This window comes from Pseudomonas brassicacearum subsp. neoaurantiaca, from assembly GCF_013608025.1.
GTDB lineage: Bacteria > Pseudomonadota > Gammaproteobacteria > Pseudomonadales > Pseudomonadaceae > Aquipseudomonas.
Window position 1 is genome coordinate 137,554 of the sequence record NZ_VDLV01000006.1, and the last position, 15,220, is coordinate 152,773.

At 61.5% G+C, this 15,220-nt stretch carries 10 protein-coding genes and 1 pseudogene; 4 read left to right on the plus strand and 7 right to left on the minus strand.

Annotation, left to right across the window (positions count from 1 at the left end; translation table 11 throughout):
* Positions 1-6 precede the first annotated feature (6 nt).
* The 4 genes from FHK92_RS04985 to FHK92_RS05000 all read right to left on the minus strand — a co-directional run bounded on the left by FHK92_RS04985 (position 7) and on the right by FHK92_RS05000 (position 6,162).
* Complete coding sequence (locus FHK92_RS04985; RefSeq protein WP_181287095.1) at positions 7-489, minus strand: DUF1641 domain-containing protein; 483 nt, start codon at positions 487-489, stop codon at positions 7-9.
* The gene (fdhF, locus tag FHK92_RS04990; protein WP_181287096.1) at positions 489-3,464 is read right to left on the minus strand and encodes a formate dehydrogenase subunit alpha; all 2,976 of its coding nucleotides are present in this window, start codon (positions 3,462-3,464) and stop codon (positions 489-491) included. Before fdhF ends, FHK92_RS04985 begins: the two co-directional genes overlap by 1 nt.
* A gap of 150 nt (positions 3,465-3,614) precedes the next feature.
* Positions 3,615-5,063, minus strand: coding sequence for an APC family permease (locus tag FHK92_RS04995; RefSeq protein WP_181287097.1), 1,449 nt, complete (start codon positions 5,061-5,063; stop codon positions 3,615-3,617).
* A 118-nt stretch (positions 5,064-5,181) separates the two neighbouring features.
* Positions 5,182-6,162, minus strand: coding sequence for a helix-turn-helix domain-containing protein (locus tag FHK92_RS05000; protein WP_181287098.1), 981 nt, complete (start codon positions 6,160-6,162; stop codon positions 5,182-5,184).
* Positions 6,163-6,574: 412 nt separating this feature from the next.
* Between FHK92_RS05000 and FHK92_RS05005 the strand changes: the two genes are divergently transcribed.
* The 3 genes from FHK92_RS05005 to FHK92_RS05015 all read left to right on the plus strand — a co-directional run bounded on the left by FHK92_RS05005 (position 6,575) and on the right by FHK92_RS05015 (position 10,097).
* Positions 6,575-7,948 carry an aspartate aminotransferase family protein gene (locus FHK92_RS05005; RefSeq protein WP_181287099.1) on the plus strand — a complete coding sequence of 458 codons (1,374 nt, stop codon included), beginning with the start codon at positions 6,575-6,577 and terminating at the stop codon, positions 7,946-7,948.
* A 32-nt stretch (positions 7,949-7,980) separates the two neighbouring features.
* The gene (locus FHK92_RS05010) at positions 7,981-9,435 is read left to right on the plus strand and encodes an aldehyde dehydrogenase family protein (protein WP_181287100.1); all 1,455 of its coding nucleotides are present in this window, start codon (positions 7,981-7,983) and stop codon (positions 9,433-9,435) included.
* 98 nt (positions 9,436-9,533) lie between these two features.
* Positions 9,534-10,097 carry a cytochrome b gene (locus FHK92_RS05015; protein WP_181287101.1) on the plus strand — a complete coding sequence of 188 codons (564 nt, stop codon included), beginning with the start codon at positions 9,534-9,536 and terminating at the stop codon, positions 10,095-10,097.
* Positions 10,098-10,144: 47 nt separating this feature from the next.
* On the opposite strand, the gene acuI is transcribed toward FHK92_RS05015, so the two are convergent.
* Both acuI and FHK92_RS05025 read right to left on the minus strand, forming a co-directional pair.
* Entirely contained in the window at positions 10,145-11,131 is a 987-nt protein-coding gene (gene acuI, locus FHK92_RS05020) for an acrylyl-CoA reductase (NADPH) (RefSeq protein WP_181287102.1), read from the minus strand.
* A gap of 55 nt (positions 11,132-11,186) precedes the next feature.
* The gene (locus FHK92_RS05025; protein WP_181287103.1) at positions 11,187-11,999 is read right to left on the minus strand and encodes an oxidoreductase; all 813 of its coding nucleotides are present in this window, start codon (positions 11,997-11,999) and stop codon (positions 11,187-11,189) included.
* A 306-nt stretch (positions 12,000-12,305) separates the two neighbouring features.
* On the opposite strand from FHK92_RS05025, the gene FHK92_RS05030 reads away from it, so the two are divergent.
* The gene (locus tag FHK92_RS05030; RefSeq protein ID WP_181287104.1) at positions 12,306-13,925 is read left to right on the plus strand and encodes an inorganic phosphate transporter; all 1,620 of its coding nucleotides are present in this window, start codon (positions 12,306-12,308) and stop codon (positions 13,923-13,925) included.
* Between the two features lie 63 nt (positions 13,926-13,988).
* On the opposite strand, the pseudogene FHK92_RS27990 reads toward FHK92_RS05030, so the two are convergent.
* Positions 13,989-15,220 (minus strand): annotated as a pseudogene (locus tag FHK92_RS27990) (calcium-binding protein); the annotation flags it as partial.

Below are 15,220 nucleotides of genomic sequence, written 5' to 3' on the forward strand. Positions count from 1 at the left end.
CCCCGCTCAAGCGCCGCTGGGTTTGCCGGAGAACTGGTTGATCGGTTTATCGACCGGCCTTTTCATGCCCTCACCTAGCGCTTTCAAGCCTTCCACGAGCGGCATGATCGCGCGCCAAAGCGATTCGTCATGCAGCAAACGGTAGGATCCCCGCACGCCTGGCGCGACGTCGTTGCTGTCCGGCGCAGTCCACTGACTGACCGCAGCGCCGGCATCCTTCAGCGCGAAGACCAATCGGTAGAACTCATCGGGCGGGACGCGGGACAGCGCCATCGCCAGGACCGACAGGTTCTGGATGACGTTAAGCGTGCCTTCCTTGTTCAGGCCATCAACCAGCACTTTGGTGATCGCTGTGTTGGCACAGACCAGGTCATTGGCCATGCGCAGCACTCCATGTTTGTGCAGGTTCTCGACCAGGCGATCGAGTTCATCCTTGGCATCAGGCTCGGTCTTGCTCGGTTTTACGTCGTAATCAATTGGCTCGGCCATCAAAACCTCTCCGGATGGGGCGCCGGTGCGTCGATCGGCGCGTAGTCGTCTCTGGCCCACTTCACCGCCACGGCCACGCCATCGTTCGGCGTCCTGTGGCCGTTCCGGAAATTGCCCCGTGGCAGTGCCGTCCGCTGGGGAGAGTCCCTCAGCACCGTCATCTTCACAGCGGTTTCCTTGTAGGCCGGCGTATTGACGTCGGGATCATGATGTTCCCCGGTGAGCTCATTAATGCCGGGCTTGCCTTGGTGAATCGGTAGGAACAACACCTTCCCGCGCACTCGGTCAGTGATCAGGACCGGCACCGTGACCGAGCCGCGGCGAGAAGTGATCCGCACCCGGGTGCCCTCCTCGATGCCACGCTCAGCGGCAAGCTCGGGACTGATTTCGACGTACCAATCCGGGGACAACGAATCGATGCGGTCGCCACGTCCCGTCTGGTTGTTGCCCTGGAAATGCTCCAGCATGCGTCCGTTGTCCAGCATCAGGTCGAATTCGCTGTCGGGCGCTTCCGCCGGGGGTTTCCACTCGAGCGGGTACAGCACGGCTTTGCCGTCATCGGTGTGGAACCGGTCGGTATAGAGCAACGGCGTATCGGTGCCATCCGGCTTCATCGGCCAGAGCAGGGATTTCCAACCGTCCAGGCGTTCGTAACTGGCGCCGGCGAACAAGGTGGCGATGCCGGCCACCTCCGCAAAGATCTGCGAGGGGTGTTCGTACCCCCAGTCATGTCCCATTCGCTTGGCCAGATCGGTGAGGATGCGCCAGTCCGGCAGGCTGTTGCCCAGCGGCGGGAACACCTCATGAAAGCGCTGGATGCGTCGCTCGGTGTTGACGAAGGTGCCGTCCTTTTCAACGCTTGGACAGCCTGGCAGCACGACATCGGCGAACTGCGCGGTGCGGCTGAAGAAGATGTCTTGCACGACCATGAAATCGAGTTTCTTGAACGCCTCATGGACGTTTTCAGTGTCGGCATCGGAAAACGCCGTCTCTTCACCAATCACATACATGGCTCTGACTTTCTGCTCTGCCGCATGCTGGACCATCAGGAAATTGTCTTCACCGACCTTGCTGGACAGTCGTTCGGGCGCCACGCCCCAGGCCTTTGCCCACTTGGCTCGAACCGCCTCGTCAGTGACTTTTTCATAACCGGGATAGACGTTTTTCAAACAGCCGAAGTCGCTGGCCCCTTGGACGTTGTTGTGGCCGCGCATCGGATAACCGCCGGTGCCGGGACGGCCGTAGTTACCAGTGACCAGAAGGAGATTGGACAGCGCAGTGCTGGTGTCGGCGCCATGGCTGTGCTGGGTGATGCCCATTGCCCAAAGCAGGCAGACCCGCTTGGCCCCGCCAATCATGTTCGCGGCACTGACCAGATCCGCCTCCGACAACCCGGTGACCTGCGACGCGAATTGCAGGGTGAACGGTTCCAGCGAGCGGCGGTACTCGTCCACCTGGTTCACACGTTCTTCCAGGAACGCCGTGTCCGCCATGCCGTGATCGAACAGGTAACGCGACATCGCGCTGGCCCAGACGATGTCTGTGCTGGATCGGATCTGCAGGAACAGATCGGCGCGCTCCGCCATCTCATGTTTGCGCGGATCGACCACCAGCAGTTTTTGCCCACGATGCTTGCGCGCGGCCTTGATTTTCGACGCGATGACCGGGTGGTTTTCCGCCAGGTTGCTGCCCACCAGGACGATCAGGTCCGCCTGCTCAAGGTCTGCGATCGTACCGGCGTCGCCGCCATACCCGACCGTGCGGAACAGCCCTTGTGTCGCAGGGTTCTGGCAGTATCGCGAAGAGTTGTCGACGCTGTTGGTGCCGATGATCAACCGGGCGATTTTCTGCGTCAGGTAAGCTTCTTCATTGCTGGCCTTGCTGGAACCAATGAAACCGATGGCATCGGCGCCGTGCTCACGTTTTATGGCCAGGAGGCGGCCCGCGACCAACGTCAGCGCCTCATCCCAGCTCGCTTCACGGAACTGACCGTTTTCCCGGATCAGCGGCGTCGTCAGGCGCTTTTCGCTGTTCACGAAATCCCAGGCGAACTTGCCTTTGATACAAGTCGATATGCCGTTCGCCGGAGCATCCACCACAGGCTGCACCTTGAGCAGCGTGCGGTCACGGGTCCACATTTCGAACGAACAACCCACGCCACAATAGGTGCATACGGTTTTGGTGCGTTTGATTTCGGGCTGCCGCCAATGCATGTCCATGACGGAAACAGCGGTGATAGGCGGCGCACCAATGGTGTTTTCGATCGTCTTCACCGCATCGATGAGCGGCCGCTTGATATCCTCGGGCATCGACGTCAGCGGTCCGGCATCGGGCTGCATGGTTTTTTCCAGCAACGCGTTGCACGGACACACCGTGACGCAATGACCGCAGCTCACACAACTGGAACCCTCGATTTCGGTTCCGCCATCCCACAACACACGCGGATGGTCCATGGTGAAATCGATGCTCAGCGTTTCGTTGACCTCGACGTTCTGGCACGCCTCCACGCAACGCCCACACAGGATGCACTGATCGGGATCGTACGTATAAAAAGGGTTCGAGTGGTCCTTGCTGTAGGGCTTGCGCTGGTATTTGTAGCGCTGGATCACGGGGTTCATGTCGGCAACGGTGTTGTGAAGTGCGCAGTCGCCGGTGTTGTGCTCGCAGACCGTGCAATACAGCTCATGCTTGGCAAGAATCCGGTCCATGCCTTCTTCCTGCGCCGCCCTCACGCGAGGCGTTTCGCTCGCCAGCTTCATACCGTCGGCAGAGCGCAGCGTGCAGCCGCGGACCAGCTCGCCATCGTGTTCGATCCAACAGACATCGCAGGTCTGGATCGGCCCGAGGGCGCGGTGATAGCAGACGTGAGGCAGGTCGATGCCCTGCTCTGCGAGGAAATCGATCAGCGGCTGGTCAGCTTTGCCACTGAGGGTACGACCGTTGTACTCGATGCTGCACTGGTTGTTGCCGTTCATGGAAACTCGCCCCGTTGGCCGACTGACCGCCATGGCGGCGGCCCAACGAAGCGTGAGGCCGAACGCCTTGACGGAAATGTTCAGTTACAGAGTCGATATCCCGCGGCTGAAAATGTTCATTAATTTTGCTTGCTGATCTCATCGAAACCGTCAGAGCTTGCGGCATCCCAATGCCAGGTACCGCTGCGGCGACGACTCTCGCAGGCGAGCAGCGAGGAACACGCCCACCAGCAAGGCAGCCGGAATGATCGCGCAAAGACTGTAGGACAGCGCCTTGCTGGCACCCGTCAGCACATCGAAGTGCACCACGGCGATCACCAGCACCACCAACAACACCATGCATGAAAAACCGGGAAAGAGGACTCCTCGCCAGAGCCCCAACTTGAGCTCCGGATGACGCAAGGAGAAAACCACGACCGCAGCGGAGGTAAGCGCCATCAGCAGGATCACGCACAGCGTCGCCAGGTTGGACAGCCAGGCGAACAGTTGCAGGATCGGATCGGCATCCATCGCGGCGAAAACCAGCACGACCACGGCGGAGATCAAGCTCTGCAACGCCGAGCCCATGTGAGGGCTCTGGTGGACACGATGGGTCGTGCCCAACCGGCTCGGTAGCAAGCCATCACGGCCAATGGCGAAAAAATAGCGGGCTGCTGCGTTATGAAAGGCGAGCAACCCGGCATAGATACTGACCATGAACAGCACGCGAATGACCTGGGTCAACCCGGGGCCGACGAAGTGGTCGGACATCCCGTAGATAAACGTCGTCGGATCCTGCAGGGCCTGGAGCGTGGCGACAATCTTGTCCGCGCCTACGCCCACCACCATCGACCAGACCGATAGCGCGTAGAAGCCGCCGATCAGCAACACCGAGCAATAGGTGGCAATCGGAATGGTTCGCTGGGGATTCTTCGCCTCCTCTCCATAGATCGTGGTGGCTTCGAAACCAATGAACGCCGCGAAGCAGAACAACAAGCCAATGGACGGTGTGCCACTGAATACATGGCTGCGATCGAATGCGTCCAGGTTGATGCCGCTGTCGCCCCCGGATTTCAGGATGGCGAAATCCAGGATCAGGATGGCCAGGTATTCAGCAATCACGATGACCGACAGCACCCGGGCAGACAGATCGATCTTGCGGTACCCAAGGAACGCGACGCTGGCCATGGCCATCAACGAGTACGCCCACCAGGGCAACAGCAGGCCAAACACACTCTGCATCGTGCCACTGACGACACCGCCGAACATGCCGTACAACCCGACCTGGAGGATGTTGTAGGCGAACATCGCCAGTACCCCCGCCGCGCCACCCGCCATTCCTCCCAGGCCCACGGACGTGAAGGCATAGAAACCGCCCGCGTGGGTGAGATGCCGGGCCAGGGTGGTGTAGCCCACCGAAAACGCCAGTAACACGAGCAAGGCCAGGATCAGCAATGCGGGGGTACCCGCGCCGTTGCCCAGCATGATGCCGATGGGGAATCCGCCAGCAATGACGCTCAGCGGGCTCGCCGCCGAGACCACGAAAAAGATGATGAAGCCGACACCCAGGGCGCCACGCTTGAGCTCGGTGGAGCTGTTGACCGGGAGAGGTACGCTCATGTCTTGTTGACCTTATGGGATGAGGTATTCGCTGCAGGATCGGCGCGGGCCACGGCGGGATAGCGTCACCGTGGTTGCCGCGCCGGATTCGATCCTATGCCTCTCCCTCAATGCCTCACTAACCCAAATCGGCACGCGCGCAATCGGCAATGGCGGCGCGGGTGGTATGGGATGGCAACTCTGCGAACAAGGCCTGGTACTCGGCCGCAAAATGACTCAGGTGAAAGAAGCCCCACTGGGCAGCGACATCGCCGATCGACAGCTGGGCCGCCTGGGTCGACATCAGCGTCCGGCGTACACCATTGAGCCTGACGGAGCGCAGGTAATGGATCGGCGTCGTCTCGGCTACCGCGCGAAAGCTGTTCTGCACGGTGCGCCGGCTCACCTGGAGTCGCTGGCACAACTCATCGACGCTGGGCACGTTGTTCAACTGCGCGGTCGCCAGGCGATGGCACTTTTCGACGATGTAACTGCGTGTGGAACTTGGCGTGCGCTGCTGTTTGTCGCAGGCGGGGTCGGTCATCAGTTGCAGCAATTCGCCGAGCATGGTCTGTTCCAGCTGCAACTCCCGGTCCTGGGCAGCAATGTCATCTTCTTCGCTCAAGAGCGCCTGGGAGAATGCCGCCAGCATCCGACGGCGAGCCCCTGCATAGCGCTGGGTCGGTACCCTGATCACCGGTTGCCGCAGCAATTGGCTGATGTCCTTGGCCGATTCGGTTTGCGCCAATGCTTGTTCGAACAGCTCACGCTCGAACGTAATGGCCAGCAGCTCCATGCCCATCGGCATATGGAACATGAACTCCTCGCCACCGTGGAGAAAGAAAAGGCTGCTGTCGTCCACTTCCCTACCCTGCATCCGGACCGAACCCGGGACGGTGATGGGCACGGCAAAACACATCTTGCCCCGTGGGGCCACGCCGTGCTGCACGACACGCTGGTTGATCTGTTCGCGGAAAACATGGCAACGCGCCGTCGTCAACTGAATGAGCGAGCTCTCGGCCGAGCCGGCGGTCAACTGGTTGTAATCCTGGCTCCATTCCTGGACGGTCGCGGCATGCACATGAATGTCATGGAACCGGCTGATGTTGAGATGCTTCATGATGACGAACGCCTCGGCCAATGTTCTTGTTGTTTGAGCGCCTTCCTGGCCGATATTCTCACAATAAGAGAATTTCGCAAATTTTGTTTGATCGATGCAGCTTTCCCCGGGAAGCATCAAGACTGCTATCAACCGGTTCCTGTCGCAACCTATTCCTGTGGCGAGGGAGCTTGCTCCCGCTGGGCAGCGGAGCAGCCCCAAAACTATAACGCCAACACACGGCATCACTCGCTTTTGCGGCGGCTGCGCCACCGAGCGGGAGCAAGCTCCCTCGCCACGGGGATCAGCCATCAGCGACGACGCTCACTTTAATGTTCTAACGCCGCTGGCAATGTGCCGATTCGGGCTAACGGCTGCGAACGGGCGGCGGGGATGATCGAGACACTGAAAATCGACATCCCGAGAGACCGTCATGAGCGAAGCCAAACTTGAATCCCTCCATTTCGCGGATGCCCCGCGGATAACTTCCACCATCCCCGGCCCCAAGACCACCGAGGCCCTGGCGTTATCGGCGCGTACCGAGTCGATGGCGCGCGGCGGCGGACGCATGCCGGTCGCCATGGACCGTGCCTTTGGGGCAACCTTCAAGGACCCGGATGGCAATACCTACATCGATCTGTCCGCTGGCGTAGGCGTCAGCAGCGTAGGCCGCTGCCACCCGAAAGTGGTACAGGCCATCCGTGAGCAGTCCGAAGTATTGATGCACGCCCTGGAAGTCAACAGCACCCGGCGCACCGAACTGGCCGCCAAGATCGCCGAAATCGCCCCCGATGGACTGCGCGGCGACTGCATCACCTTCTTCACGCAAAGCGGCAGCGATGCCCTGGAAGCCGCGATCAAGTTCGCCAAGCGCATCACCGGACGCCACCAGATCATCGCTTTCCATGGCGGCTACCACGGCGTCTGGAACGCATCGGGCGCGCTGACCACGGGCACGGCCTACCGCAAGGGCTACGGTGCCCAGATGGGTGGCGTCATTCATGCGCCCTACCCTTATGCCTATCGTTTCCCGTTCGACACCACGCACAAAAGCGCCGAGCAGATTGCCGGCGAATACGTGGACTACCTGCTCAACACGCCCTACACCGCCGCCGATGACGTAGCCGCGGTGATCGTGGAACCGGTGCAGGGCGAAGGCGGCTACGTGCCGCCTTCAGCGGAATTCCTGCAATTGTTGCGCAAGGCCTGCGACCGCAGCGGTGCGTTGCTGATCGTCGACGAAGTGCAGTCCGGCGCCGGGCGCACCGGGAAGATGTGGGCGGTCGAGCACTCCGGCGTCAAGCCCGACATGCTCACCTTCGGCAAAGGCATCGGCAGCGACCTGCCCATGGCCGGCCTGATCATGCGTTCGGACCTGGCGGCCGCGATTCCCGATGGATCGGTGCCCAACACCTTTGCCGCCAACTCGCTGTCCGCCGCCGTGGCGCTGACCAACATCAGCATTCTCCAGGACCCTGAGCTCGACCTGCTCAACCGCGCCCACGTGCTCGGGCTCGAAGCCCAGGAACGCATCCGTGGCTTCGACAGCCCCTTCATCGGCGAAGTGCGCGGTCGCGGCTTGATGATCGGAATCGAGCTGGTGGAGGACCCAATCACCAAGGCGCCACTGGCGCCGGCGAAGATCGGCCAGATCATGGGCTACTTGCTGAATCACGGCGTGCTGATGATTCCCTGCGGCCGCTATAGCAACGTGATGCGGGTCATGCCCTCGCTGACGATCCCCCGCTCGCTGTTCTTCAAGGCCCTGGACATTTTTGGTGACGCCCTGGCCTCCCTGAAGGCTTGACCGTTCATCCCACCTCATTACGGATCGCAAAAATGACCCAGCACTTCAATCACTTCATCGAAGGCGCGTCCTTCGAAGCTTCGGACGGCCGTCGTATTGCGCTCGTCGATCCGGTGACAGAACAGACTTACGGCAGCACCGCCCGCGGCACCGCCGAGGATGTGGACCGCGCCGTGAGCGCGGCCCGCCAGCAACTCGAGCATGGCGCCTGGAGCCAACTCGACGGAGCCCAGCGCGGTCGGCTGCTGTCGAAACTGGCTGACCTGGTCGAGCGCGACACCGAATTGCTGGCCGACCTGGACGCCAACGCCATTGGCCGCTCACCGGTCGAGCCACGCCGGCTGGACATCCCCAACGCGATCGCCAACCTGCGCGCCGCCGCCGGCTGGGCGAATCAGCTCGAAGGGCGCACCATTCCGAGCGGCGGCTACTTCGGCACCAAGACCCTGTCCTACACGGTGCGGGAACCGGTGGGCGTGGTCGGCGCCATCGTTCCCTGGAACTCGCCACTGATGATCACCGTCTGGAAGCTCGCCGCGTTGCTGGCGGCGGGCTGCACGGTGGTCGTCAAGCCGTCGGAAGAGACACCGCAATCGGCCCTGCACCTGGCGGCGCTGGCACAGGAAGCGGGCTTTCCCGATGGCGTGATCAACGTGGTCACAGGCTACGGCAACGAGGTGGGCCGCGCCCTGTGCGAACACCCGCACGTGGCCAAGATCAGCTTCACCGGCAGCCCCGAGGCCGGACGCGAGATCCAGCGCACCGCCGGCGTGTTGTTCAAGCGCGTGGCATTGGAGCTGGGCGGCAAGAGTCCCCAGATTGTCTTCGACGATGCCTCCTTCGACGACGCGCTCTTCGGCTGCTCCCTCGGCCTGTTCGCCAACCAGGGACAAATCTGCGCGGCCGGCTCGCGCATCCTGGTCCAACGCGGCATCGCCGAACGTTTCGCCGCCGCGCTCGCCGACGCCGCGCGCGCCGTCAAGGTCGGTGACCCGCGCCAGCCTGGCGTGCAGATGGGGCCGGTGGCCAAGAAGGCGCAATTCGACCGCGTCAACCGCTACATCCAACTGGGCATCGAACAAGGCGCCTCGCTCTTGGCGGGCGGCGTATCGAACCCTGGCCAGGGCTGGTTCGTCCAGCCGACGATTTTCGCCAATGCCCGCAACGACATGGCAATCGCCCGGGACGAGATCTTCGGTCCCGTCGGCACGGTGATCACGTTCGACAGCGAAGAAGAGGCGATCGCGCTGGCCAACGACTCCACTTACGGCCTCGCGGCCACGGTCTGGACGGCCGACCTGGTGCGAGCCCATCGCGTGGCCGCCGCGGTGAAGGCCGGTGCCGTCGGCGTCAATTGCTGGAGCCCGCTGGACGCCAACCTGCCTTGGGGCGGCGTCAAGTCCAGCGGCATCGGGCGTGAAGGTGGGTTCAGCGGCGCACAGGCCTACACCGAAGAGAAGGTCATCACCGTGTTGCTGCCCGGCTGAGAACAAAACCCGCACTGACCGAACGGCCCTGCAATGCGAGCTGGCAGGGGCCGTTCGAGGTGCATTTCGATGCGTTGATGATCCTTGGAGAGACCGCGATGAATCCGGCAAATCAAACAATAATTGATCGGTATCCGACGTCCCTGCGTATTTTGCACTGGGTGCGCGCCTTGCTCGTCGCAGGCCTCCTCTGGGCCGGCTGGCACATGACCGGGCTGAATGACGAAGTAGCGAGCAAATATGAGCTGTACTACCCGTGGCACAAATCCTTTGGGGTGTTGGTGTTCCTGGTGGTCCTGATCCAGATCGCCCTGCGCATAAGCACGCCCAGGCTGCCGCAACCGCCGGAGACATTGGCGCGGTATGAGAGAGTTTCATCAAGGCTGGCGCACCGCACCCTGTATGCCCTGCTGGTGATCGTGCCGTTGATGGGCTATTCGATGTCGAGCACCTACACGATGAGCGATGGGGTGTTCTTTTTTGGCGTGAACCTTCCAGAGCTTCTAGGCAAGAATGACGATTGGTTCGTGGTCTTCCAGTGGCTGCACAAGGTGCTCGCCTATACCCTGCTCGGCCTGGTCCTGGTGCACATCGCCGGTGCCCTCAAGCACCGGTTCTTCGACCGCGACCCTCGCAGCGACGTCTTGCGCCGCATGCTGTGACGACCAGAGGCCTTGGCAACGTCATGGAGTGCCTCCTTATCGAGTGTTCATGCGTTCACGTCGACGACCGTGCGCCCGCGAACCTGCCCTTGCAACACCCGGGCAGCCACCGCCGGAACCTCGGCCAAGCCAATCACCTGTGTGGTACGGGCAAGCTTGTTGACGTCAAGATCCCGCGCCAGTCGCGACCAGGCCTGCAAGCGCGCAGCTTGCGGAGCATTCACCGAGTCGATACCCGCGAGGGTGACGTTGCGCAGGATAAACGGCAGCACCGAGCCAGGCAGATCCGCGCCCTGGGCCAGGCCAAAGGCAGCGACCACCCCACGGTACTGAGTCTGGGCCAAGGCATTGGCCAAGGTATGGCTACCAACCGAGTCGATGACACCCGCCCAACGCTCCTTCGCAATCGGCGCGCCCGGCTCCGACAAGGTGCGGCGATCGATGATCTCCGCCGCACCGAGGTCGCGCAGATAATCAGCCTCTTCCTGCCGTCCGGTCGAGGCGACCACCCGATAACCCAGACCGGACAACAAGGCGATCGCCACCGAGCCGGCGCCGCCATTGGCGCCGGTCACCAGGATATCGCCACGCTCGGGCGTCAGGCCGCCATGCTCCAGCGCCAGGACACTGAGCATCGCCGTGTAGCCAGCGGTGCCGATGGCCATCGCTTGTTGGGTTGAAAACGCCTCCGGAATTTTCACCAGCCAGTCGCCACTCACCCGCGCCTTCTGGGCAAAGCCGCCGTGGTGGGTCTGGCTCAGCCCCCAGCCATTGACCAGCACGCGGTCACCGGCCTGGAAACCGGCGTGGCTCGACTTTTCGACGACGCCGGCAAAATCGATACCGGGAATCAACGGGAACTGGCGAATGACCGGCGAACGCCCGCCGAGGGCCATGGCGTCCTTGTAATTCACGGTCGAATATTCCACCGCCACGGTGACGTCGCCAGCCATCAGGTCCTCATCCTTGAAATCAACCAGGTTGGTAGAAATCACATCGTCGGCTTTAGTGGTGAGCAGCGCCTTGAAAGTCATTGTCATGTTTCCTGTTCGATGGAAGATGGGTACCGACTGATAAGCGGAAACGCATTCACGCAAGCTGCATGGCTTTGCGGATCCCGGTGTCCAGAACGCCAGCCGGCGCGAAACGGCGCATCCATTGCAACTGTGCCGCCGCCTTGCCAGCGGTATAGCGCAGCTTCGGACGCTCGGCTCGCGCAGCCTTGAGCACCACGTCGGCCACCACATCCGCGCTTTCGGCAGTCGCCATCGCCTGGTTGACGACTTTGGTTACCTTAACCCGAATATCTTCGTACAGGTCCAGCTTGGCGTCAGCCTCCAGGCTGTTGCTTTCAAACGAGGTCCGGGTATAGCCGGGCTCGATCACCGTGACCCGGATGCCATGGGTGCGCAGTTCATGGTCCAAGGCTTGAGAATAGCCATCCACCGCGTGTTTGCTGGCGACATAGAGCGCCACATAAGGCACGGCCACGACGCCGAGGATCGAACCGATGTTGATGATGCGACCGCTGCCCTGGCGCCGCATGTGGGGCACAACGGCGCGAGTCATCCTGACAACGCCCATGAAATTAGTATCGAAAACCGCCTTGGCCTGCTCGATGGAGCTCTCTTCCGCCGCCGCAGGTGCGAGCCCGAAACCGGCGTTATTGACCAGCAGATCGATACGGCCCTCCAACCGCAACAGTTCCTGCACGGCGCGCTCGACAGAGGCATCGTCGGTCACGTCCAGCGCCAGCATGGCAAACGCCCGTTGATCCGACTGGACGCCTCTACGGCTGGTGCCGTAGACCTTGTAGCCTGCCGCAACGAGCTTGTCGGCGATGGCCTCTCCGATGCCGGACGAAGCGCCTGTTACCAATGCTACGGGTTTGTTGATTGTCATGAAGTTTTCCTCGGGCAGCAGGGTCGGGGCCGGCATCGAAGCGTGTCGGGCAGCTCTATGATGATGAGCATAATCATAAACGTCAACCGTTTTGATTTTGATCAACATCTAATTGGGCCGAGCCTGTTTCCTTCACCAACCGGCGGAATGCCAGACAGTTTAAGGAACTCGGTTGGTTTGATTTGCGGCGATCATCAGGAAAAAAACGTTTCATCGATGAAACAATCCGAGAATTACCACTATCACCGCTTTGTAACAAAGTACGACTAGGATCGGGAATGCCTCCTATTTCGCGAGTTTCCCACCATGACAACGCCTACCCTGGCTTCCAACCTAACGGGTTCGGTCGCCTCCCCTTCGAGACCGCAGCTGGACCGCAAGCCGAGCATGATGACCCTGGCGATCTTTTTTGCTGTGCTGGGCATTGGCCTTTTATTCACCGCCTACAGCCTGATGCACGACATGAACGAGCTCGGCACCGTGGTGACCACATGGACGCCGTTCCTGCTGCTGGGTGTCGCGCTGCTGATCGCGCTGGGCTTTGAGTTCGTCAACGGTTTCCACGACACCGCCAACGCTGTGGCCACGGTGATCTATACCAACTCCATGGCTCCAAATTTCGCGGTGGCCTGGTCGGGTTTCTTCAATTTTCTTGGGGTGCTGCTGTCCAGTGGCGCGGTGGCTTTCGGCATCATCGCCTTGCTGCCGGTAGAGCTGATCCTGCAGGTCGGCTCTTCCGCCGGTTTCGCCATGATTTTCGCGTTGCTGATCGCCGCGATCCTCTGGAACCTCGGCACTTGGTGGCTGGGCCTGCCAGCCTCTTCTTCCCACACGCTGATTGGTTCGATCATCGGCGTCGGCGTCGCCAATGCGCTGATGCACGGTCGCGATGGCACCAGCGGCGTGGACTGGGCCCAGGCGACCAAGATCGGCTACGCACTGCTGTTGTCACCGCTGGTAGGCTTTGGCTGCGCCGCGCTGCTGTTGCTGGCGTTGCGAGCTTTCGTCAAGAACCGTTCGCTGTACAAGGCACCTGAAGGCAACACACCACCACCTTGGTGGATCCGCGGCATGCTGATCCTGACGTGCACCGGTGTTTCGTTCGCCCACGGTTCCAACGACGGCCAGAAAGGAATGGGCCTGATCATGCTGATCCTGGTGGGCACTCTACCGATGGCGTATGCGCTCAACCGCACGATGCCTGCCGATCAGGCACTTCAATTCGCCGCGGTGGCTGAAGTCACCCAACAAGCCTTGGTCAAGCATTCGCCCTCGCCGGCCCCGGCCGATCCACGCCCCATCCTGTCCGCCTACGTCAGCAGCAAGCAGGCCACGCCACAACTGGTGCCGGCCCTTGCCGCGATGACCGGCAGCATCGGCGCCGAGGTCAAAGGCTACGGCTCGCTGGCGAAGGTGCCCGTCGAAGCCGTGGGCAACGTGCGCAACGACATGTACCTGACCAGCGAAACCATTCGCCTGATGGACAAGAATCAGGTCGGCGACTTTGATGCTGACACACGCGCAAAGCTGCAACTGTTCAAGCAGCAGATCGACAATTCGACGCGATTCATTCCGCTATGGGTGAAGATCGCCGTGGCCATCGCCCTCGGCCTGGGCACCATGGTCGGCTGGAAACGCATCGTGATGACGGTGGGAGAGAAAATTGGCAAGTCGCACCTCACCTACGCCCAAGGCGCCTCGGCTGAAACGGTCGCAATGCTGACCATTGGCGCTGCGGACGTGTTCGGCCTGCCGGTGTCCACCACCCATGTATTGTCGTCGGGCGTGGCTGGCACCATGGTCGCCAACGGCGGTGGCCTGCAGATGCGCACGATCCGCAACCTGCTGATGGCCTGGGTGCTCACGCTGCCAGCCGCCATCCTGTTGTCCGGCAGCCTTTACTGGTTGTTCACCCAACTGTTCTGATCCAAATCCCGAAGAAAGCGTCCGGGGCCCAGGTGTGTTTCCACCGAGCCCCGGACTCGTTTTTCAGGCCACCAGATCGTTGGCGTTGAACGTATTGACGCCGACCAGCTGGATTTCGAAGTCCGCGCCCAGGTCATCATTGACGTTGCCGTAGAGCACATGGTCAACGAAGCGCAACTGCCCCGCGCCAGTGAAATCGCCTGCATCGACAAAGCTGAACTTGTTGAACAGCGGCGTCAGGGCATTGGCATCCAGTTTCGACAGGTCGATCTTATCGCCTTGCAGGCGGCTGAAATCGAGGATGACGTCGCCCGCCCCGTCCTTGCCCAACTCGCTCAACGAACTGAAAACGAAACGATCAGCTCCGGCGCCGCCCGTCAGGGTGTCGGTCCCCGCCCCGCCAATCAGGAAGTCGTTGCCAGCACCACCATCGAGACGGTCGTTGCCTGCGCCACCGCTCAACACGTTGGCGGCGGCGTTGCCGATCAGCACGTTGTCCAGCGTGTTGCCGCTGCCGTTGATGGCGGCAACACCGGCCAACGTGAGGTTTTCCAGGTTGCTGCCCAGGGTCCAGCTCACCGAGGAACGGACAGTGTCGATTTCGGAGGCCGAGGTGCTGGTTTCGTTGATGACGTCCTTGAGGTTGTCGACCACGTAGGTGTCGTTGCCGGTGCCGCCGATAAGGGTGTCGATACCGGCGCCGCCGTCGAGGGTATCCGCACCGTCCATGCCGTTGAGCACGTTCGCCGCGGCGTTGCCGATCAGGCTGTTATTGGAGGCGTTGCCGGTGAGATTGAGCGCGGCGACGCCGAGTAATAGTGCATTCTCGACGTTGGCGGACAAGGTATGGCTGACCGCTGTCCGGACCAGGTCGATGCCTTCATCCGCCAGCTCGACGACACTGTCGCCCGCATTGTCGAGGATATACGTGTCGTTACCCGCGCCACCCACCAAGGTATCGCGCCCGGCGAGGCCATCCAGCAGGTTGTTTCCGTCGTTGCCGGTCAGCACGTTGTTCAACGTGTTACCGCTGCCGTTAAGGTTGGCGCTGCCGGTGAGCGTAAGGTTCTCCAGATTGGCGCCCAGCACCCAGTTGACCGAGGCACGTACGCTGTCGACTTCACCGGCCAGGATGCTGGTTTCGCTGACGACATCCTTGAGGTTGTCGACCACGTAGGTGTCGTTGCCGGTACCGCCGACCAGTGTGTCGATGCCGAGGCCACCGTCCAGGACGTTGGCGCCAGCGTTGCCGGTGATGCGGTTGTTCAGCGCGTTGCCGGTGCCATTGATAGCGC

Coding starts and splice junctions, on each gene's coding strand:
- FHK92_RS05000 (WP_181287098.1), bottom strand. CDS start 6,162: ATGAAGCATCTCAACATCAGCCGGTTCCATGACATTCATGTGCATGCC.
- FHK92_RS05015 (WP_181287101.1), top strand. CDS start 9,534: ATGAATCCGGCAAATCAAACAATAATTGATCGGTATCCGACGTCCCTG.
- fdhF (WP_181287096.1), bottom strand. CDS start 3,464: ATGAACGGCAACAACCAGTGCAGCATCGAGTACAACGGTCGTACCCTC.
- acuI (WP_181287102.1), bottom strand. CDS start 11,131: ATGACTTTCAAGGCGCTGCTCACCACTAAAGCCGACGATGTGATTTCT.
- FHK92_RS05025 (WP_181287103.1), bottom strand. CDS start 11,999: ATGACAATCAACAAACCCGTAGCATTGGTAACAGGCGCTTCGTCCGGC.
- FHK92_RS05005 (WP_181287099.1), top strand. CDS start 6,575: ATGAGCGAAGCCAAACTTGAATCCCTCCATTTCGCGGATGCCCCGCGG.
- FHK92_RS05030 (WP_181287104.1), top strand. CDS start 12,306: ATGACAACGCCTACCCTGGCTTCCAACCTAACGGGTTCGGTCGCCTCC.
- FHK92_RS04985 (WP_181287095.1), bottom strand. CDS start 489: ATGGCCGAGCCAATTGATTACGACGTAAAACCGAGCAAGACCGAGCCT.
- FHK92_RS05010 (WP_181287100.1), top strand. CDS start 7,981: ATGACCCAGCACTTCAATCACTTCATCGAAGGCGCGTCCTTCGAAGCT.
- FHK92_RS04995 (WP_181287097.1), bottom strand. CDS start 5,063: ATGAGCGTACCTCTCCCGGTCAACAGCTCCACCGAGCTCAAGCGTGGC.